Origin of the sequence: Cellulosimicrobium sp. SH8 (assembly GCF_025818875.1) — a bacterium.
Classification (GTDB): Bacteria; Actinomycetota; Actinomycetes; order Actinomycetales; family Cellulomonadaceae; genus Cellulosimicrobium; species Cellulosimicrobium cellulans_D.
In genome coordinates this window covers 91636-111897 of record NZ_JAMXMH010000008.1, presented here as the reverse complement: position 1 = coordinate 111897, position 20262 = coordinate 91636, and the positions used below count along the sequence as shown (strand labels likewise).

The window sequence follows — 20262 nt, the reverse complement described above, 5'->3', positions numbered from 1 at the left end:
AGAGTGCCGGGGCGGGTCAGGCTCCGGCGTCCGGCACCCTCGGCGCCGGGCCGACCCGCCGCCGAGGGAGGGTCGCGACCGCGACCCCGGCGAGGCACAGCGCGCCGCCCGCGAGCGTGACGGCGGCCGGGACCTCGGCGAGCACGAGCCAGGAGAGCACCACGACGATCGGCGGCACGAGGTACGTCGTCGCGGCGGCCCTGCCCGCGCTCAGGCGCGAGAGCGCGTACCCCCACGTCGTGAACGCGACGGCCGTCGGACCGAGCCCGAGGAGCACGACGGCCCACGTGGACGACGCGGGAGCCGACCCCGCGTCGGCGGCGAGCGCCGGGGCGAACGGCAGGAGGGCGACCGTGCCCGCGAGGCACCCGACCCACGTCATCGTCAGGGCGTCGACGCGCGCGAGCAGCCGCTTCTGCGACGTCGCGGCACCCGCGTAGAGGACGGCGGCGGCGAGCCCGAGCGCGACCCCGACGACGTCGCGCTCCCCCGAGGACGTCGCCGCGGCGATGACGGCCACGCCCGTGAACGCCGCGGCCATGCCCACGAGGAGGCGGCGCGGGAAGCCCTCCCCGAGCAGCAGACCCGCGAGGACCGCGACGAGGACGGGCGCGACGTTGACGAGCAGCGCCGTCGTCCCCGCGTCGAGGTGCTGCTCGGCGGCGTTGAGCGCGAGGTTGTAGAGGCTGAACCACCCCACGCCCCACGCGAGGACGGCGACGAGCACGCGACCGCGGGGGAGCACGGGTCGCGCACCGCTGCGCAGCCACCGGACGGCGACGATCGCCGTGAGGCCGACGCTGCCGGCGAGCTGGCGGCCGAGCGCGAGGGCCCCGGGCTCGTAGTCGTGGCCGGCGGCCCGGACGCCGATGAACGCCGACGCCCACAGCAGGACGGTCACGGCCACGGCGAGGACGACGGGCGTCGCGGCACGGCGGGCCGACCCGTGAGCGGGGGGCGGGCCCGACCGGGCGGGGGTCGCCGCGAGGGCGGCGGGCCGGGGAGCATCGACGGGCGCGGTCGTCGGGGTCTCGGGTGCGGTCACGCGTCGATCGTCGCCCCGACCCACTGTTCAGCACCAGCGAGACTTCCTACCTCTCGATTCAGTCTCGCTGTATCGTGGACGGATGTTGGACGTCCATCGCCTGCGCGTCTTCCGCTCCGTCGTCGCGAGCGGGTCGGTCCAGGCCGCCGCGGGCGCGCTCGGGTACACCCCGTCCGCCGTGAGCCAGCACGTCACCGCGCTCCAGCGCGAGACCGGCCTCACGCTGCTCGAACGAGCCGGCCGCGGCGTGCGGCCCACCGCGTCGGGGCTCGCGCTCGCCGCCCAGGCCGACGGCGTCCTCGCGCGCCTCGGCGAGGCGGAGGCCGTCGTCGCGGACCTGCGCGCCGGCCGCACCGGCTCGCTCTCGCTCGCCTACTTCGCGTCGGTGGGCGCCGCGTGGCTGCCGCAGGTCGTGCGCCGGCTCACGGCGGACTTCCCCGGCGTCCGGCTCGACCTGGAGCTGCGCGAGACCATCCCCGACGACGCCGACGCGCGCGCGGACGTGCAGCTCGTCGTCGCCCCGCGCGGGTTCGACCCGGGTGGCGGCTTCCGGGCGCACCACCTGCTCGACGACCCGTACGTCGTCGTGCTGCGCGACGACCACCACCTGGCGCACCGCGACGAGGTCGAGCTCGCCGAGCTGCGCGACGAGCGCTGGGTGGACAACGACTTCGCGCGCGGCTGGTGCCGCCGCAATCTCGTCGAGGCGTGCACGGCCGCCGGGTTCAGCCCGCCGTTCCACGTCGAGGCGCACGACTACCCCACGGCGATCGCGTTCGTCGGCGCCGGGGTCGGGGCCACGGTCCTGCCCGCGCTCGGCGCCGCGCACCTGCCGCCCGGTCTGCTCGCCGTCCCCGTGGTCCGGCCCGCACCGGTGCGCTCGATCCACGCCGTGCTGCGCGACGCCGTCGTGGGCACGCCCCCGGCCCGGGCCGTCCTCGACACGCTGCACGACGTCGCGGGCGCGCGTGTCGATCTCGCGGGATCCCGTTCGACCTGAGGATGAGAGGGTCGGGAGGTCCGGCCCGCCGACACCAGGAGACGACGATGAAGTACATGCTCATCATGCGTGGCAGCGACGAGAGCCAGGCGGCGTTCGAGGACGTCTCGTTCGACGAGATGCTCGAGACCATCGGGCGGTTCAACGACGAGCTCATCCGGGCGGGCGTCCTGCTCGCAGCCGAGGGCCTGGACGACGCCGGGCAGGGCGTGGTCGTCGACCTCTCGGCCGACGTGCCCGTCGTGACCGACGGCCCGTACGGGGAGACCAAGGAGCTGTTCGGCGGCTACTACGTCCTCGACGTCGCGTCCAAGGAGGAGGCCGTCGAGTGGGCCAAGCGGCTCCCGTACTCCGGCCCCGGCGCCAAGGTCGAGGTCCGCCGCGTCACGACCATCGACGAGTTCCCGCAGGACAACGAGTGGATCCGCAAGGAGCGGGAGTGGCGCGAGGCGACCGGCCAGCTGTGAGCGCGCCCGACGCGGGCGCCGGTCCGGGTGTCGGTGAGAGTCAGCCGACCGACCCGGGCCGGCGCGCGGTCGAGGCCGTGTGGCGCATCGAGTCGGCACGGATCGTCGGCGCGCTCGCCCGGTACACCGGCGACTTCGCGCTCGCCGAGGACGTCGCCCAGGAGGCGCTCGCCGAGGCGCTCGTCGCCTGGCCCCGCGACGGCGTGCCGCGCCAGCCCGCGGGGTGGCTCCTCACGGTCGGCAGGCGCCGCGCGATCGACGCGTTCCGCCGCCGCGCCGCCCTCGACGAGCGCTACGCGGCCCTCGCCCACGGCCTGGGCGAGGGCGGCGTCGTGACCGGCGGGCCGTCGTCGGGCACCGTGGACGGGACGGGCGCGGACCTCCTCTGGGACCCCGACCAGGTCGACGACGACGTGCTGGCCCTCATGTTCGTCGCGTGCCACCCGGTGCTCTCGCCCGAGGCGCGCGTCGCGCTCACCCTGCGCGTGGTCGGCGGCCTCTCGAGCGACGAGGTCGCGCGGGCGTTCCTCGTGCCCACCGCGACGGTCCAGGCACGCATCACCCGCGCCAAGAAGACGCTCGCCGCGGCGGGCGTGCCGTTCGGCGTGCCCCCGGCCGACGAGCGCCGCGAGCGCCTCGGCTCCGTGCTCCACGTGCTGTACGTGATCTTCACGGAGGGGTCCACGGCCACGACCGGCGAGGACTGGCTGCGCCCCGACCTCGCGCACGAGGCGACCCGGCTCGCGCGCGTCCTCGCGGGACTGGTCCCCGACGAGCACGAGGCCCACTCGCTCGTCGCGCTCCTCGAGCTCACCGCCGCGCGGTTCCCGGCCCGCACCACGCCCGACGGCGACCCCGTGCTGCTCGCCGACCAGGACCGACGGCGCTGGGACCGGTCCGCGATCCGGCGCGGCCGCGCGGCGCTCGCACGCGCCGACGCGGTCGGGGCGCCGGGCCACGGCCGCGGCGCGTACGGCCTGCAGGCGGCGATCGCCGAGTGCCACGCGGTGGCGGCGTCGGTCGAAGAGACGGACTGGGACCGCGTCGTCCTCCTCTACGAGGCGCTCGGACGCCTCGCGCCGTCACCCGTCGTGGCGCTCAACCGGGCCGTCGCCGTCGCGATGGCGCACGGCCCGGCGGCGGCGCTGCGGATCGTCGACGAGCTCGTCGCGACCGACCGCCTGCCCGGGTTCCACCTCCTGCCGAGCGTGCGCGCCGAGCTGCTCGGGCGCCTCGGGCGCGTCGAGGAGGCGCGCGCGGAGTACGAGCTCGCCGTGCGGCTGTGCCCCAACGCGCGCGAGCAGGACCTGCTGCGCCGCAAGGCGGCCGCGCTCGGGGCGTGACGCGCTACGACCCGTCGGACGCCGTGTACGACCTGCCGGGCCAGTACGGCCACTCCTCGAAGCGCTCGACGCGCCCGTCCGGGGCGAACCGGAGCACCCACAGGTCGCGGTACTCCTGCCCCTGGGGCGCGAGGTAGCGGACCTCGAGACGCACGACGGCGTCGGGGCCCTCGACCGCGACCGGCTCGGCGGTCACGGTGAAGACCGCGCCCTGGTCCGCGGTCCAGAACCCCCGGATCGCGTCGTGACCGCGCAGCGGCTCGTCGTCGTAGGGCGAGCGCAGGTACGTCGCGTCCGGGGTGAACAGCCGCTCGACGGCGGTCGTGTCGCTCGCCCGCCACGCCTCCTCGTACGCCGCGACCCAGGCCGTCACGGCCTCGCGCTGGACGTCTCGGGCACAGGTCCCCCTCGGTCGGTCGTCGTCGACCCGTCCGACGCTACCCCTCCCCCGACGCTGCGAGAATCGGGGGGTGAGCGAGACCCCCGACCCCGGCACCGACTGGCGACCGCACGTCGCCGACCCGGCTGCCCGACCGCCGTCGACCCTGCCCCACGTGGTGTTCTACGAGCCGCGCATCCCCGGCAACACGGGCAACGCGATCCGCCTCGCCGCGGTGACCGGGGCGCGCCTGCACCTCGTCGAGCCGCTCGGCTTCGACCTGGACGAGCCCAAGCTGCGCCGCGCAGGCCTCGACTACCACGACCTCGCGAGCGTGGAGGTCCACGCGGACCTGGACGCCGCGCTCGCGACCCTGCCGGGCCGGGTGTTCGCGTTCACGACGCGCGCGACGACGTCGTTCACCGACGTGACCTACCGGCCGGACGACGTCCTGCTGTTCGGCCCCGAGCCCACGGGCCTGCCCGACGACGTGCTCGCCCACGAGCGCATCACGGACCAGCTCAAGATCCCCATGCTGCCCGGGCGCCGCTCGCTCAACCTCACCAACGCGGCGTCGATCGCCGTCTACGAGGCATGGCGACAGACGGGCTTCGCCGGCGGCGCATAAGGGAAAGCACGTACCTGGTGGAGGTCAAAGTTACGTAGTCCTCGAGTTGCTGCCAGGGCCGCGCCACGGTGGACTGTGGCCGGGCCGATCCCGGCCCCCCACACCTGAGCAAAGGAGCTCCATGCGAACCACCCGACTGCGCGCCCTGGCCGTGTCCGCCCTCGCTGCCGCTGCCGTCGCGATCGCACCCTCGGCGAGCGCCGCCCCCTACGACGGCGGCGTGTGCTCGTTCGACGTGACCCGGACCGGGAACGTCTTCACCGTCAGCGCGGGCACGTGCGACTGGGTGCTGCTCGAGGTCTACGGCAACGCGTACGGGATGAACCTCAACCGCTCGATCTCGACCACGACCGTCGCGTCGGTGGAGATCGCCGGGCCGGTCTGGGGCGTCACCGGGGCCGCCGCGGTCGGCCGCAAGGCCGGCGTGACAGGCCCCGTCGTCCGCGTGCTCTGACCGCTCCGGCCCACCGTCGTGGGCGCACGAAGGGCCCGACCCCCTCACGGGGGCCGGGCCCTTCCCTGCTGTCGCGAGGTCGTGTCAGACGAGGTCGCGGACCGCCGCGTACTGCTCGCGGACAGCCGGGACCGGGTCGGCCTCGACCACCGTGGCCGACGTCGCGGCCCACGTGGGCGGGGCGACGTCCGCCCCGGAGCCGCCCGCCTCGTGCGCGGCGAGGACCCACGCCGCCTGGCGCGCGGCGCCGTCGGCGACGTACTCGCCGGGCTCGGGGACCGTGACGGGCAGGCCGAGGACCTGCGGCGCGATGCGCCGGACCGCCTCGGACTGCGCACCACCCCCGATGAGCTGCACGCGCTCGACCCGGACGCCGAGCGCCCGCAGCGCGTCGAGCCCGTCCGCGAGGCCGCACAGCATGCCCTCGACGTACGCGCGCGCCAGGTGCTCCGGGGTCGACGTGCCGAGCCGGATGCCGTGCAGCGTGCCCGACGCGTCGGGGCGGTTGGGCATGCGCTCGCCCTCCAGGTACGGCACGAGCACGAGCCCGTCCGCGCCGGGGGGCGCCTGGAGCGCGAGCCGCGACAGGCCCGCGTGGTCGACGCCGAGGACGGCGCGCGCCGCGTCGAGCACGCGGCTCGCGTTGAGCGTCACCGCGAGCAGCAGGTACCGGCCCGTCGCGTCGGAGAACCCGTTGACGAGCCCGGAGCCGTCCGTCGTGCGGTCGTCGGTCACGGCGGACACGACGCCCGACGTCCCGATCGACACCGCCACGTCGCCCGCGACCATGCCGAGGCCGAGCGCGGCCCCGGCGTTGTCGCCCGCGCCGGGGCCGAGCAGCGTGCCGCCCTCGACCGCGCTGCCGGCGACCGACGCGTGCGCGACGCCCGCCACGGCCGAGGGTGCGACGACGCGCGGCAGCACGACGTCCGTCCGGCCGAACGCGAGCTCGAGCAGGTCGAGGCGGTACGCACCCCGGCCGTCGTCCCCGTCGTCGCGGGTCGCGTCGTAGTAGCCCGTGCCCGACGCGTCGGACGCGTCGGTGACGAGCGCGTCGAGGTCCGGGCCGAGCGGCGCGGACTCGTCGCCCGCCGGGCCGTACCCCGCGACGCGCCAGGTGAGCCAGTCGTGCGGCAGCGCGACGGCGGCGACGCGCGCCGCGTTCTCCGGTTCTGCGTCGCGCAGCCAGCGCAGCTTGGTCACCGTGAGCGAGGCGACCGGCACGGAGCCGATCGCGTCCGCCCACGCCTGCGCGCCGGCCTCGGTCGCGGACTCGACCCGGTCGTGGGCATCCGGGACGCCCTCGGCGAGGCGGGCCTCGCCGAGCTCACGGATCAGGTCGCGCGCCGCGGGCGCCGAGCGCGTGTCGTTCCACAGGAGCGCGTCGCGCACGACGTTCCCGTCCGCGTCGAGCGCGACGAGCCCGTGCTGCTGGCTGCCGACGGCGAGCGCCGCGACGTCGTCGAGCCCGCCCGCCGCGGACGCGGCCTCGCGGAACGCGGCCCACCACGCGTCGGGGTGGACCTCCGTGCCGTCGGGGTGCTTGGCCGACCCGGTGCGGACGAGCGCGCCCGTCGCGGCGTCGCGCACGACGACCTTGCAGGACTGCGTGGACGTGTCGACGCCGGCGACGAGCGTGCGCTCGCCGCCGGCGTCGGACGTCCTGGAGTCGGTCGTCACCTCAGCCGATCAGGTGCTCGAGCGCGAGCTGGTTGAGGCGCACGAAGCCGAAGTCGCGGTTCGCCGCGGCGTCGACGTCGAACTCCTCGTACGCGCTGCGGTCCGCGAGCAGGTCCGCCACGGACTCGCCCTCGCCCAGCGTGGACTGGCCGAGCTCGAACACGCCGGAGTGCGCGAACGCCTCCTGGACGCGGGAGTCGGCGCGGTACGCCGCGGCCTTGCGCGCGAGCAGGCGGTAGGTCTCCATGTTGGCGCGTGCGGAGTCCCACACGCCGACCTCGTTCTCCGTGCGCGACGGCTTGTAGTCGAAGTGGCGCGGGCCCGTGTACGTGGGGCCGCCGTTCGGGAAGCCGTTCTCGAGCAGGTCGACCGTGAAGAACGCGGAGAGCAGGTCGCCGTGGCCGAACACGAGGTCCTGGTCGAACTTGATCGAGCGCTGGCCGTTGAGGTCGATGTGGAAGAGCTTGCCCGCCCACAGCGCCTGCGCGAGGCCGTGCGTGTAGTTGAGGCCCGCCATCTGCTCGTGGCCCGTCTCCGGGTTGAGGCCCACGATGTCGCCGTTGTCGAGCCTCGAGATGAGGCCGAGCGCGTGGCCGATCGTCGGCAGGAAGATGTCGCCGCGGGGCTCGTTCGGCTTGGGCTCGAGCGCGATCTTGAGGTCGTAGCCCTTCTCCTTGATGTACGCCGCGGTGAGGTCGAGGCCCTCGGCGTAGCGCTCGTGCGCGGAGTGCAGGTCCTTGGCGCCGTCGTACTCGGTACCCTCGCGCCCGCCCCACATGACGAACGTCTTGGCGCCCAGCTCGGCCGTGAGGTCGACGTTGCGCAGCACCTTGCGCAGCGCGTAGCGACGCACGCCGCGGTCGTTCGACGTGAGGCCGCCGTCCTTGAACACGGGGTGGCTGAACAGGTTGGTCGTCACCATCTCGATGACCAGGCCCGTGTCCTGCGCCGCCTGGCGCACGGAGTCGAGGCGCTTGGTGCGCTCGGCGTCGTCGGCGCCGAACGGCACGACGTCGTCGTCGTGGAAGGTGAAGCCCCACGCGCCGAGGTCGGCCAGGCGGCGCACGGAGTCGGCCGGGTCGAGCGCGGGACGGCTCGCGCTGCCGAACTGGTCCTGCGCGGTCCAGCCCACGGTCCACAGACCGAAGGAGAAGTTGATGTCTGCGTCGTGTCGGGTGGTCTCGTCGGCCACGGTGGTCTCCTCGTCGAGAGGGCCGTGACGCGATCCTCGCGCCGACGGCCTATTTATGTCGTACGGATGAACTTATCCGCCCGGGTCGGTAAGGTCAAGACCGTGAACCGCAGCGTCGCGACCCGCACGGGTCCCCCAGCAGCCCGGCAGGCCACGCTGCGCGAGCACAACCTCGCCCTCGTCGCCCGCGCGGTCTTCGAGTCCGCCCAGCCGTGCTCGCGCGCCGACATCGCCGCGTCCAGCGGCCTCACGCGCGCGACCGTCTCGACGCTCGTCGACCGCCTCGTCGCCGCGGCCATCGTCGCGGAGCTCCCGCCCGCGACCCCGCAGCGCGCCGGCCGGCCCGCGGTCCCCCTCGCGCCCGCGCCGCGCTCGCTCGTCGGGCTCGGGCTCGAGGTCAACGTCGACTACCTCGGCGGCCGCGTGCTCGACCTCACCGGCGCCGTCGTCGCCGAGCACGTCGACCCGGACGACCTCCACGACAGCGACCCCACCGAGGTGCTCGCGCGGCTCGGACGCATCGCGCAGGACCTCCTCGCGACCGTCCGCGCCGACGGCATGACCGTCGCGGGCGCCCGTCTCGCCCTGCCCGGCCTCGTCGACACGCGCGCGGGCCGCCTCGAGGTCGCCCCCAACCTCGGCTGGTCCCACCTCGACCCCGGCCCCCTCCTCGGGCTCGGCCCCGACGTCCCCGTCGAGATCGGCAACGAGGCCAAGCTCGCCGCGCTCGCCCAGGCGAGCCACGGCGTCGTGCCCGACGACGCGTCCGACCCGGCGCCCTCGACCTACCTCTACGTCTCGGGCGACGTCGGCATCGGGTCCGCGATCGTCGTCGACCGCCGCCTGTTCCACGGGCGCCACGGGTGGACGGGCGAGGTCGGGCACGTCGTCGTCGACCCGCGCGGCCCGCGCTGCCGCTGCGGCGCGACCGGCTGCCTCGAGCAGTACGCGGGCAAGGACGCGCTCCTGCGCGGGGCCGGGCTGCCCGTCGACGCCCCCACCGAGGCGCTCGTCGCCGCGCTCGACGCCGCCGAGCCCGCCGCGCTCGCCGCCGTCGAGCAGGCCGGGACCGCCCTCGGCAGCGCGCTCGCCGACTACGTGAACCTCGTCGACATCGACACCGTCCTCCTCGGCGGCATCTACCCCGCGCTCCTGCCCTACCTGCGCAGCGCGGCCGAGGCCGAGCTGCGCGTCCGCGTCCTCGCCGCTCCGTGGACGGACGTCGTGCTGCTCCCGGCCCCCGTCGGCGACCACGCGGCGCTCACGGGTGGCGCGCGCGAGGTCCTGCGCGGCGTCGTCGAGGACCCGAGCGCCTGGGTCGCCGAGGACTGACACCCTCCGAGCATGCGGCTACGGCCCGTGAGCCTCCGAGACCGGGCGACGACCCCGTGCTCGGCGCCCCGGAGCGGGTCTATCGCGGGGGCGGGGCGGTGCTCGCGCGCTCGACGAGGCGGGTCGGGACGAGGCGGGTGCCGGCCTCGTGGACACCCTCGCGGACCTGGCGGAGCACCTGCGCGACGAGCCGGCGCCCGACCTCGGCGAAGTCCTGGTGGACCGTCGTGAGCGGGGGCAGGAACTCGCTCGACTCGGGCAGGTCGTCGAACCCGACGACGCTCACGTCCTCGGGCACGCGCCGGCCCGCGTCGTGGAGGGCGCGCACGAGCCCGAGGGCCATCTGGTCGTTCGCGACGAACACGGCGGTCACGTCGTCGCGCTGCGCGAGACGCAGCCCGGCCTCGTAGCCGGACGACGGCGACCAGTCGCCCCGCTCGATGGGCGGCACGTCGCGCCCCGCCTCCTCGAGCGTCGCGCGCCAGGCGGAGGTGCGGCGCTCGGCCGCGAACGAGAGCGCGGGACCGGCGAGGTGGTGCACGGTCTCGTGGCCCAGGTCGAGCAGGTGCTGCACGGCCTGGCGCGTGCCGTCGGCCTGGTCGGTGTCCACGACGGCGTAGCTCTCGCCGGCGTCAGAGTCCGCGACGACGACCTGGACGCCGGGCGGGAGGCTGACCCGCGCGACGTCGAGGAGGTGGACCTCCATGAGCAGGATGATCGCGTCGACGGCGAGCTCGCCCAGGCGAGTGAACGCGCCGTGCACGCCGTCCTGCGTGGGCGCGGCGACGGGGATGACGGTGATGGCGTAGCCCTCGGCGGCGGCGGACGTCGCGATGGCCTCGAGCGTGCGGACGTTGCCCGTGGTCGCGAGCGAGAAGAGGATCACGCCGATGGTGCGGAAGGACCCGCTCTTGAGCGCGCGGGCGGCGCTGTTGGGTCGGTAGCCGAGCTCGGTCATGGCCTCGAGGACGCGCGAGCGCGTCGCCTCGACGACGCCCGGGTGGCCGTTGGAGACGCGGGAGACGGTCTGCGCGGAGACCCCGGCGACGCGCGCGACGTCGGCCATCGAGACGCGCCGTGCCGTGCGGACGGCAGCTCCCCCGGTGCGCGTCAGGGCGGGGGTCTCGTCGTCGAGCCCGTCGGTCATGGCGTCCTCGTCCTCGTGGTGTCGGCACAGTACCTGGGCCGGACCGACGTCGTGGCCGGTCACGGACCAGCGTAGGCGATGTTTGCGTAAACACCGAACCTCGTGCCATGCTCATGTTTACGCAAACACCGGCGACGACCGACGTCGCCGTCCCCCGATGACGAGGACCCCCAGCATGACGACGACGTCCCCACCCGTGGCAGGGCACCGGCCACCGGTCGGCGCTCCTTCGTCCCTCCCGGCGCGGCGCCGACGGCGCTCGTGGACCGGCTGGGGCTTCGTGGGGCCGTTCATGGCGGTCTTCGCGCTCGTCTTCCTCGCGCCGATCGCGTACTCGATCTACCTCAGCCTGTTCCGCACCCAGATGGTGGGCGGCACGCAGTTCGTCGGGCTTGAGAACTACGCGCGAGCGTTCTCCGACCCGCAGTTCTGGTCGGGCGTGTCGCGCGTCGGGCTGTTCCTCGTGGTCCAGGTGCCGATCATGCTCGGCATCGCGCTGCTCGTCGCCCTCGCGATCGACTCGGGGCGCCTGTACGGGCGCAACTTCTTCCGGATCTCGATCTTCCTGCCCTACGCCGTCCCGGCCGTCGTCGCGACGCTCATGTGGGGGTTCATGTACGGGACGCGGTTCGGCCTCGTCGCCAACCTCAACGACGCGCTCGGCACGTCGATCCCCAACCCGCTCTCCCCCGACTGGGTGCTGCTGTCGATCGGCAACATCGTGACCTGGGAGTTCGTGGGCTACAACATGCTCATCTTCTACTCGGCGCTGCGCGTCGTGCCCACCTCGCTCTACGAGGCGGCCGAGCTCGACGGCGCGTCCCAGTGGCAGGTCGTGCGGGCCATCAAGATCCCCGCGATCCGCGGCTCGCTCGTGATCGCGACGATCTTCTCGATCATCGGCTCCTTCCAGCTGTTCAACGAGCCGAGCATCCTGCAGAGCCTCGCGCCGAACGCCATCACGACGTACTTCACCCCGAACCTGTACGCGTACTCGCTGTCCTTCTCCGGCCAGCAGTACAACTACTCGGCGACCGTCGCCATCATCATGGGCGTCCTCACGATGATCGTGGCCTACGTCGTCCAGCTGCGCGGCATGCGCAAGGAGGCCTGACGATGACCGCCACGACCCCCTCGACCCCGGCGGTCCCCGCCGCGTCCCGCACGACGACGAGCGCCACGACGCGCAAGCCCGTGCGCCTGCGCTCGCGCGCCCCGCACAGCGTGGCCCGCCCGCGCCGCAGCGTCCTCATGACCGTCCTCGCCGGGATCGTCCTGCTCTACGCGCTCGTTCCGCTGTTCTGGCTCGTCGTCAACGCGTCCAAGACGCAGTCGAGCCTGTTCAGCTCGTTCGGCCTGTGGTTCAGCGGCGACTTCGCGCTGTTCGACAACATCGCACGCACGCTCACCTACGACGACGGCATCTTCGGCCGCTGGTTCGCCAACACCCTCCTGTACGTCGTGCTCGGCGCCGGCGGTGCGACGTTCCTCGCCGTCCTCGGCGGCTACGCGCTCGCCAAGTTCGACTTCCCGGGCAAGCGCGGCGTCTTCGCGACGGTCATCGGCGCGGTCGCCGTCCCCGGCACCGCGCTCGCCGTCCCGACCTTCCTCATGTTCAGCCAGATGGGCCTCACCAACACCCCGTGGGCCGTCATCATCCCGTCGCTCATCTCGCCGTTCGGCCTCTACCTCATGTGGGTGTTCGCCGCCGAGTCGATCCCGACGGAGCTGCTCGAGGCGGCGCGCGTGGACGGGTCGAGCGAGGGCCGCACGTTCTTCCAGGTCTCGCTGCCGCTGCTCGCGCCCGGGATCGTCACGGTCCTGCTCTTCACCATGGTCGCGACCTGGAACAACTACTTCCTGCCGCTGATCATGCTCAAGGACCCCGACTGGTACCCCCTGACCCTCGGCCTCAACGCGTGGAACGCGCAGGCCGCGACCGCCGGCGGCGAGGCGATCTTCGACCTCGTCATCACCGGCTCGCTGCTGACGATCCTCCCGCTCGTCGCCGCCTTCCTGCTCCTCCAGCGCTACTGGCAGTCCGGCCTCGCGGCCGGGTCCGTCAAGGAGTGACGCGCACCCGCGTCGTCTCCACGCCCCGCACCAACCAGACACACCCACCCCGCCCGATCCGTCTGACGACGAAGTGAGAGGAACCCTCATGTCCATCCGCACCACCCGCGCCCTGCGCGCCGTCGCCGCCACCGGCGTCGTCGCCCTCGCCCTGGCCGCCTGCAGCTCCGGCGGCGGCAACGACTCCGGCGCGGACGCCGGCTCGGCCGACGACGTCGCGGCGGCTCTCGAGGAGGGCGGCAGCCTCACGGTGTGGGCCTGGGAGCCCACGCTCGAGCAGGTCGTCACCGACTTCGAGGCGAAGTACCCGAACGTCGACGTCGAGCTCGTCAACGCGGGCACCGGCAACGACCAGTACACGGCGCTCCAGAACGCGATCGCGGCCGGCAAGGGCGTGCCCGACGTCGCGCAGGTCGAGTACTACGCGCTCCCCCAGTTCGCGCTCTCCGACGCGCTCGCCGACCTCTCCTCGCTCGGCGCGGACGAGCTCGACGGCACGTTCACGCCGGGACCGTGGAGCGCCGTCCAGCAGGGCGAGGGCATCTTCGGCCTCCCCATGGACTCCGGCCCGATGGCCCTGTTCTACAACGAGGAGGTCTTCACGCAGCACGGCATCGAGGTGCCGACGACGTGGGACGGCTTCGTCGAGGCGGCCCGCGCGCTGCACGCCGCGGACCCGAACGTCTACATCACCAACGACACCGGTGACGCGGGCTTCACGACCTCGCTCATCTGGCAGGCCGGCGGCCAGCCGTTCCAGGTCGACGGCACGGACGTGACCATCGACCTCGCGGACGAGGGCAGCACGCAGTTCGCCGAGACCTGGCAGACGCTCATCGACGAGGACCTGCTCGCGCCGGTCAGCTCGTGGAGCGACGAGTGGTACCAGGGCCTCGGCAACGGCACGATCGCGACGCTCGCGATCGGCGCGTGGATGCCCGCGAACCTCGAGTCCGGCGTGCCCGACGGTGCCGGCAAGTGGCGCGTCGCCCCGCTCCCGCAGTGGGAGGAGGGCGCGTCGGCCAGCTCGGAGAACGGCGGCTCCGCCCTGTCCGTGACCGCCGCGAGCTCGCAGCAGGCGCTCGCCTACGGCTTCCTCGAGTACGCGAACGCGGGCGACGGCGTGCAGGCGCGCGTCGACGGCGGCGCGTTCCCGGCCACGACGGCCGAGCTCGGGTCGGACGAGTTCCAGGGCTACGAGTCCGAGTACTTCGGCGGCCAGAAGATCAACGAGGTCCTCGCGCAGTCGGCCTCCGACGTCGTCGAGGGCTGGTCCTACCTGCCGTTCCAGGTCTACGCGAACTCGATCTTCAACGACACGGTCGGCCAGGCGTACGTCTCGGGCACGACCCTCGCCGACGGCCTGAAGGCCTGGCAGGACGCGTCCGCGAAGTACGGCACGGAGCAGGGCTTCACCGTCAACGAGTGACCCGATCCCGCCGGGCACCTGCCGGGGTGCCCGGCGACCTGCCCCACGGTCGCGTGGTCGTGCCCCCGGCACGACCACGCGGCCACCACCGGCGACGCACCGCGCCGTCCACCGCTCTGCGAGCACCTGAGGAGCCTGCATGTCCACCCCCACCCCGTTCCGCTGGCTGCGCCGCCCCGGGCCGCACACGCCGCCGGGCACGACGGCCGCGGCCGTCGGACCGACCGACGCGTACGCGCCGTCGGGCCTGTCCTACGGCGCGGACTACAACCCGGACCAGTGGCCGCGCGAGGTCTGGGACGAGGACGTGCGCCTCATGCGCGAGGCGGGCGTGACGGTGGTCTCGCTCGCGATCTTCTCGTGGGCGCGGATCCAGCCGACGGAGCACACGTGGGACTTCGCGTGGCTCGACGAGATCATGGACCTGCTCCACGCGAACGGCATCACGGTCGACCTCGCGACGGCGACGGCCTCGCCGCCGCCGTGGCTCACGACGAAGCACCCGGAGATCCTGCCGCAGACGCGCACGGGCGAGACGCTGTGGCCCGGCGCGCGCCAGCAGTGGCGCCCGACGTCGCCGGTCTTCCGTGAGCACGCGCTGCGCCTCGTGGAGCGCATGGCCGAGCGCTACGGCGACCACCCGGCGCTCGTCGCGTGGCACGTCTCGAACGAGCTCGGCTGCCACAACGTCGACGACTACTCCGACGACGCCGCCGCGGCCTTCCGCACGTGGCTGCGCGAGCGCTACACGACCCTCGACGCGCTCAACGACGCATGGGGCACGGCGTTCTGGTCGCAGCGGTACAGCGCATGGGAGCAGATCCTGCCGCCGCGTCTCGCGGCGTCGCACCCGAACCCCACCCAGCAGCTCGACTTCAAGCGCTTCTCGTCCGACGCGCTGCGCCAGTACCTGCGCGCGGAGGCCGCGATCCTGCGCCGCACGACGCCCGACGTCCCGGTGACGACGAACTTCATGGTCATGGGCGAGACGAAGGGCATGGACTACGCCGCGTGGGCGGACGAGCTCGACTTCGTCTCCAACGACCACTACGTGCTCCCCGGCCCGCAGGCCCTGGACGAGCTCTCGTTCTCCGCGAACCTCACCGGCGGCATCGCCCGGCACCGGCCCTGGTTCCTCATGGAGCACTCGACGAGCGCGGTGAACTGGCAGCCCGTCAACGTCGCGAAGAAGCCGGGCGAGCTCGCACGCGACTCGCTCACGCACGTCGCGCACGGCGCCGACGCGGTCTGCTACTTCCAGTGGCGCCAGTCCGCGGCGGGCGCCGAGAAGTACCACTCGGGCATGCTCCCGCACGCAGGTGAGCGCTCACGTCTGTTCCGCGACGTCGTCGCGCTCGGTGCGACGCTGCGCGACCTCGCGCCCGTCGCGGGCAGCGAGCAGAAGCCCGCACGCGCCGCGATCGTCTTCGACTGGGACTCGTGGTGGACGAGCGAGCTCGACTCCCACCCCACGGACCGGCTGCGCTACCGCCAGGAGGCGCTCGACTGGTACTCGGCGTTCCTCGCGCTCGGCGTGCGCGCCGACGTCGTGCCGACGGCGACGGACCTCGCGGGGTACGACGTCGTCGTGGCGCCCGTGCTGCACGTCGTCCCCGCCGACCTGCGCGACCGCCTCACGGCGTTCGTCGAGGGCGGCGGCCACCTCGTGACGACCTACTTCTCGGGCGTCGTCGACCAGGACGACCACGCGTGGCTCGGCGGCTACCCCGGTGCGCTGCGCGACCTGCTCGGCATCCGCGTCGAGGAGTTCGCCCCGCTCCTGGACGGCGAGAGCGCGACCGTCGAGGTCGCGGGCGAGCAGCTCGAGGGGACGCTGTGGACCGAGCCGGTCGACGTCGTGGACCCCGACGTCGACGTGCTGGGCTGGTACAAGACCGGCGAGCAGGCCGGGCGCGCGGCGGTGACCCGCCGGACGGTCCGGTCCGGCGACAGCGCGGGGTCCGCCGCCTACGTCTCCACGCGGTTCGGCCGCCTCGGACTCGTCCCCGTGCTCGCGCGCCTGCTCGACGACGCGGGCGTGCGCAGCGAGCTGCCCGCCGCCGTCCGCGGCGACGTCGAGCTCGCCGTGCGCACGGACGGGACCGACGACTTCTGGTTCCTCGTCAACCGGACCGCCCGCCCGGTCGAGGTGCCCGACGTCGCGGGCGACGTCCTCGCGGGCCGTCGCCTCGCACCGTCCGGCACGGCGGACGGCGCGCTCCTGCTCGAGCCGCGCGGCGTCGCCGTCGTCCGCCGCCCGGCCGACCCGACCCCGCCGAGGAAGAACCCCGGTACCGCGAGGTAGAGGCCTGGTACCGCCGAGCTGGAGGCAGTGGTCCCGGTCGTCGAGACCACGCCTCTACCTCGGCGGACCAGGGCTCTACCTCGGCACGACAGTCCCCGCGGGAACGACCCGCACCCGGTGCACCCCGCCGGTTCGCAGCGACGCGAAGGAGGTGGCTCAGGGATGAGCCCGACCGACACCGACACGACCACGCGGGGTGGACCACCCGGTCCTCGCCGCACGAGCCCGGGCGGCCCGGCCGCCCGCCGGACGGGGGCCCGCGTCGTGGCGGGCCTCGGCGCCGGGGCGCTCGTCGCGGGCTGCGCGCTCGCCGCGCTCCCCGCGCAGGCCTCGCCGCTCGGCGCGGCGACGAGCGGCACGGCGTCGGCCGCGGCCGACGTCGCGGGCGTCACCGTGACGCCCGACCCGTCGTACGCGGGCGCGCCGTTCGAGGGCTGGGGGACGAGCCTCGTGTGGTTCGCCAACGCCACGGGCGGCTACCCGGACGAGATCCGCGACCGGCTCGCGGACATGGTGTTCGGCGGCGAGGGCCTCAACCTCAACATCGCGCGCTACAACGTCGGCGGCGGCAACGCGCCCGACGTGCCGGACTACCTGCGCGCCGGCGGCGCCGTCGACGGCTGGTGGAAGGCGCCCGAGGGCACGACGCGCACCGACGTCGACTGGTGGGACCCCGAGAACCCGGACCACTGGGACGCGGACGCCGACGCGACGCAGCGCTGGTGGGTCGACCGCATCAAGGACGACGTCACGCACTGGGAGACCTTCAGCAACTCCCCGCCCTGGTTCATGACCGTGAGCGGATACGTCTCCGGCGGCTTCAGCTCGACCGCGGACCAGCTCAAGACGGAGAGCATCGACGACTTCGCGGCCTACCTGGTCGGCGTGACCGAGCGCCTCGAGGACGCGCACGGCATCGAGGTCGACACGATCGACCCGTTCAACGAGCCCAACACCAACTACTGGGGCACGCAGCTCGGTGGCGACGGCAACCCGACCGGGGGCCGCCAGGAGGGCGCCCACATGGGCCCGGCGCTCCAGGCGAAGGTCGTCCCGGCGCTCGCCGCGGCGCTCGACGGCTCCTCGACCGACGCCGTGATCTCGGCGATGGACGAGACGAACCCCGGCACGTTCGCGACCAACTGGAACGCGTACCCCCAGGCTGTCCGCGACCAGGTCTCGCAGCTCAACGTCCACACCTACGGCACGGGCCAGCGCACGACGGTCCGCGACATCGCCAAGGGCGAGGACAAGCCGCTGTGGATGAGCGAGGTCGGCGGCAACTGGAGCTCGACCGGCCAGGACTTCGAGACCATGGAGTCCGGCCTGGGCAGCGCCCAGCACATCGTCGACGACCTGCGCGAGCTCGAGCCGAGCGCGTGGGTGTTCTGGCAGCCGGTCGAGGACTACGCCAACATGGCGCCCGGCGGCGAGAGCGCGAACGGCATGAACTGGGGCGAGATCCAGATCCCGTTCGACTGCACGGCCGAGGACACGCTCGAGACGTGCCCGATCTACACGAACACGAAGTACTGGGCGACCCAGAACTTCACGCACTACATCGAGCCGGGCGACTCGCTGATCCGCTCGGACGACGCGAGCAGCACGGCCGCGGTGTCGGCCGACGGCACGTCCGCGACGGTCGTGCACGTCAATGCCACGAAGGCCGAGCGCGCCGTGACGCTCGACCTGTCGAGGTTCGGTGCGGTCGGGTCCGATGCGACCGTCACCCCCGTGGTCACGAGCACGGCCGGGTACCTCGTCGAGGGCGAGCCGGTCGCCGTCACGCCCGCGAGCGCCGACGCCGGCCCCAGCGCCACTCTCGTCGTGCCCGCCGAGTCCGTGACGACGTTCGTCGTCGACGGCGTCTCCGGCGTCGCGGACGACGCCGCGCTCGTCCAGGACGGTCACGCCTACCGTCTCGACGGCGTGCAGGCGGACCGCTCGCTCGCACCGTCGGCGTCGGGCACGGGCGTCGTGATCCGCACCGACGCGCCGGTCGCGGAGCAGGCGTGGGAGCTCACGGCGCTCGGCGCCCCCGAGGGCTCCGGCACGCACCGCGAGCGCTACGCCGTGACGAACGCGGCGACGGGCCGCCAGCTCGCCGTCGCGGCCGACACGTCCGCCGTCCTCCAGGCCGCCCCGGCCGACGTCGCCGACACCCCGCTCGCCGCGCAGTGGATCCTCTCGACGACCGGCGACGGCACCTTCACGCTCGTCAACGCGTCCTCGAAGACCCTCCTCGAGGTCGGCGGCCAGGCCACGGCCGACGGGTCCCCCGTGGGCACCTACCTCGCGAACTCCGGCGTGAACCAGCGCTGGCGGATCGTCGACGAGACGGTCCTGGGCACCGAGCCGGTCCAGGCGTTCACGACCCCGGGCACCGCTCCGGAGCTGCCCTCGGCCGTCACGCCGGTCTACCGCGACGGCGCGCGGGGGTCGCTCCCCGTGACCTGGGACGTCCCGGGCGACGGCGCGTGGGCCGAGCCCGGCACCGTCGAGGTGGCGGGGACGGTGGCGACGCCGACCGGCGGCGAGGTTCCCGCGACGGCGACCGTCGTCGTCGACGAGCTCACCTCCACGCTCCCCGCGCGCGCCAAGGCGTACGCGGGCGGTGGCCCGGCCCTGCCCGCGACCGTCACGGCGGTCGCCGCGCGCGGCGCGGAGGTGCAGCGCCCGGTGGTCTGGGACGACGCCCCCGCGGGCGCATACGACGCCGTCGGGGTCGTCGAGCTCACGGGCACGGCCGACGCCGGGGCGGGCGCCACGCTCCCGGCCACCGTCCGCGTCCAGGTCACCGAGGCCTCGTCCGCCAACGGCGCGCTCGCCGCGGGCACGACCGCGAGCGCGACGTTCACCGAGCCGGGCTACGCCGTCGGGGGCGTCGTGAACGGCAACCTCACGGACAAGGCGTGGTCGAACTGGGTGTCCGGCACCAAGCGGACGTCCGACACGCTCACGGTCACGCTCCCCGCCGACCGGGACGTCACGGGCGTCGTGACGCGGTTCTGGAAGGACGGGTCCAGCGCGAGCTGGGCGCAGTCCGTCCGGCTCCAGGCCCTCGTGGGCGGCACGTGGACCGACGTCGGCGCACCGGTCGCGGTGGACGCCTCGCCCGACGGCCCCGCGCCGGCGGTCGATGTCCCCGCGGACGTGCGGACGTCGTCCGTGCGCGTCGTCCTCACGGCGCGGGCGAACACCCACCTGGTGGTCTCCGAGATCGAGGTCCTCGCCAAGGTGCCGGGCACGGGGACCGACGCCACGGCGTCGGGCATCACCGTGGACGGCGAGCCCCTCGCCGGGTTCGACCCCGCGGTGCCGGCGTACGACGTGCCCGTCACCGGCGCGGTGCCCTCCGTCGTGGCGGTCGCGCACGATCCGTACGCGACGGTCGCGGTCGAGGCCGCCGACGGCGTCCCGGGGACGACGACGGTGCGCGTCACCGCCGAGGACGGCACGGAGCAGGCGTACGACCTGCGCTGGACGGCCCACGCCGGGACGGCACCCGTGACGGCCGTCGCCGAGACGCGGTGCCTCGCCGGCAAGGTCTACGTCGCGGTCCGCGCCACGAACGACGGCGATGCGCCGCTCGACGTGACGCTCGCGACGCCGTACGGCTCGCGCACGTTCGCCGGCGTCGCCCCGGGCGCGAGCGCGTACCAATCGTTCGCGTCGCGTGCGGCGTCCGTCCCGGACGGGACGGCCGTCGTGACGGTCGACGGGTTCGAGCCCGTCGAGGTCGCGTTCGACGCGCGCACCTGCTGAGCCGTCCGGCCCCACCACGGGCC

The 20262-nt window shown here is 74.1% G+C and carries 16 protein-coding genes; 11 read left to right on the top strand and 5 right to left on the bottom strand.

Features of this window, described 5'->3' with window-relative positions; all coding sequences use genetic code 11:
• Positions 1-16: 16 nt before the first annotated feature.
• A complete protein-coding gene (locus NF338_RS12490) occupies positions 17-1045 on the bottom strand; it encodes a DMT family transporter (protein WP_264031079.1) in 1029 nt (342 codons plus the stop codon).
• 82 nt (positions 1046-1127) lie between these two features.
• Between NF338_RS12490 and NF338_RS12485 the strand changes: the two genes are divergently transcribed.
• From NF338_RS12485 to NF338_RS12475, 3 genes are read left to right on the top strand one after another with little or no spacing between them, the layout of a single operon-like run.
• Positions 1128-2045: a LysR family transcriptional regulator gene (locus NF338_RS12485; protein WP_264031078.1), complete on the top strand. Its 918-nt coding sequence runs from the start codon at positions 1128-1130 to the stop codon at positions 2043-2045.
• A 47-nt stretch (positions 2046-2092) separates the two neighbouring features.
• Entirely contained in the window at positions 2093-2512 is a 420-nt protein-coding gene (locus NF338_RS12480) for a YciI family protein (RefSeq protein WP_264031077.1), read from the top strand.
• Positions 2509-3855, top strand: coding sequence for an RNA polymerase sigma factor (locus tag NF338_RS12475; protein ID WP_412846745.1), 1347 nt, complete (start codon positions 2509-2511; stop codon positions 3853-3855). Before NF338_RS12480 ends, NF338_RS12475 begins: the two co-directional genes overlap by 4 nt.
• A gap of 4 nt (positions 3856-3859) precedes the next feature.
• On the opposite strand, the gene NF338_RS12470 is transcribed toward NF338_RS12475, so the two are convergent.
• Positions 3860-4228, bottom strand: coding sequence for a nuclear transport factor 2 family protein (locus NF338_RS12470; protein ID WP_264031076.1), 369 nt, complete (start codon positions 4226-4228; stop codon positions 3860-3862).
• Positions 4229-4400: 172 nt separating this feature from the next.
• On the opposite strand from NF338_RS12470, the gene NF338_RS12465 reads away from it, so the two are divergent.
• The gene (locus NF338_RS12465; protein ID WP_264031185.1) at positions 4401-4862 is read left to right on the top strand and encodes a tRNA (cytidine(34)-2'-O)-methyltransferase; all 462 of its coding nucleotides are present in this window, start codon (positions 4401-4403) and stop codon (positions 4860-4862) included.
• Positions 4863-4983: 121 nt separating this feature from the next.
• Positions 4984-5316 carry a hypothetical protein gene (locus NF338_RS12460; RefSeq protein WP_264031075.1) on the top strand — a complete coding sequence of 111 codons (333 nt, stop codon included), beginning with the start codon at positions 4984-4986 and terminating at the stop codon, positions 5314-5316.
• Between the two features lie 84 nt (positions 5317-5400).
• Here NF338_RS12460 and NF338_RS12455 read toward each other — a convergent pair whose 3' ends face one another.
• Complete coding sequence (locus NF338_RS12455) at positions 5401-6996, bottom strand: xylulokinase (protein ID WP_264031074.1); 1596 nt, start codon at positions 6994-6996, stop codon at positions 5401-5403.
• Between the two features lies 1 nt (position 6997).
• Positions 6998-8188: a xylose isomerase gene (xylA, locus tag NF338_RS12450; protein WP_264031073.1), complete on the bottom strand. Its 1191-nt coding sequence runs from the start codon at positions 8186-8188 to the stop codon at positions 6998-7000.
• Positions 8189-8290: 102 nt separating this feature from the next.
• Here xylA and NF338_RS12445 point away from each other — a divergent pair, with 102 nt between their 5' ends.
• The gene (locus NF338_RS12445) at positions 8291-9520 is read left to right on the top strand and encodes an ROK family protein (RefSeq protein ID WP_264031072.1); all 1230 of its coding nucleotides are present in this window, start codon (positions 8291-8293) and stop codon (positions 9518-9520) included.
• A gap of 79 nt (positions 9521-9599) precedes the next feature.
• Here NF338_RS12445 and NF338_RS12440 read toward each other — a convergent pair whose 3' ends face one another.
• Positions 9600-10667 (bottom strand): LacI family DNA-binding transcriptional regulator, encoded by a 1068-nt coding sequence (locus NF338_RS12440; RefSeq protein ID WP_264031071.1) that lies wholly within the window; start codon positions 10665-10667, stop codon positions 9600-9602.
• 175 nt (positions 10668-10842) lie between these two features.
• On the opposite strand from NF338_RS12440, the gene NF338_RS12435 reads away from it, so the two are divergent.
• The 5 genes from NF338_RS12435 to NF338_RS12415 all read left to right on the top strand — a co-directional run bounded on the left by NF338_RS12435 (position 10843) and on the right by NF338_RS12415 (position 20239).
• A complete protein-coding gene (locus tag NF338_RS12435; RefSeq protein WP_264031070.1) occupies positions 10843-11781 on the top strand; it encodes a carbohydrate ABC transporter permease in 939 nt (312 codons plus the stop codon).
• A gap of 2 nt (positions 11782-11783) precedes the next feature.
• On the top strand, positions 11784-12740 hold the full coding sequence (locus NF338_RS12430; protein WP_412846740.1) for a carbohydrate ABC transporter permease: 957 nt from the start codon (positions 11784-11786) through the stop codon (positions 12738-12740).
• 88 nt (positions 12741-12828) lie between these two features.
• Positions 12829-14169 (top strand): ABC transporter substrate-binding protein, encoded by a 1341-nt coding sequence (locus tag NF338_RS12425; RefSeq protein ID WP_264031069.1) that lies wholly within the window; start codon positions 12829-12831, stop codon positions 14167-14169.
• A 139-nt stretch (positions 14170-14308) separates the two neighbouring features.
• Complete coding sequence (locus NF338_RS12420) at positions 14309-16474, top strand: beta-galactosidase (protein WP_264031068.1); 2166 nt, start codon at positions 14309-14311, stop codon at positions 16472-16474.
• A gap of 162 nt (positions 16475-16636) precedes the next feature.
• Entirely contained in the window at positions 16637-20239 is a 3603-nt protein-coding gene (locus NF338_RS12415; RefSeq protein ID WP_264031067.1) for an RICIN domain-containing protein, read from the top strand.
• Positions 20240-20262 lie beyond the last annotated feature (23 nt).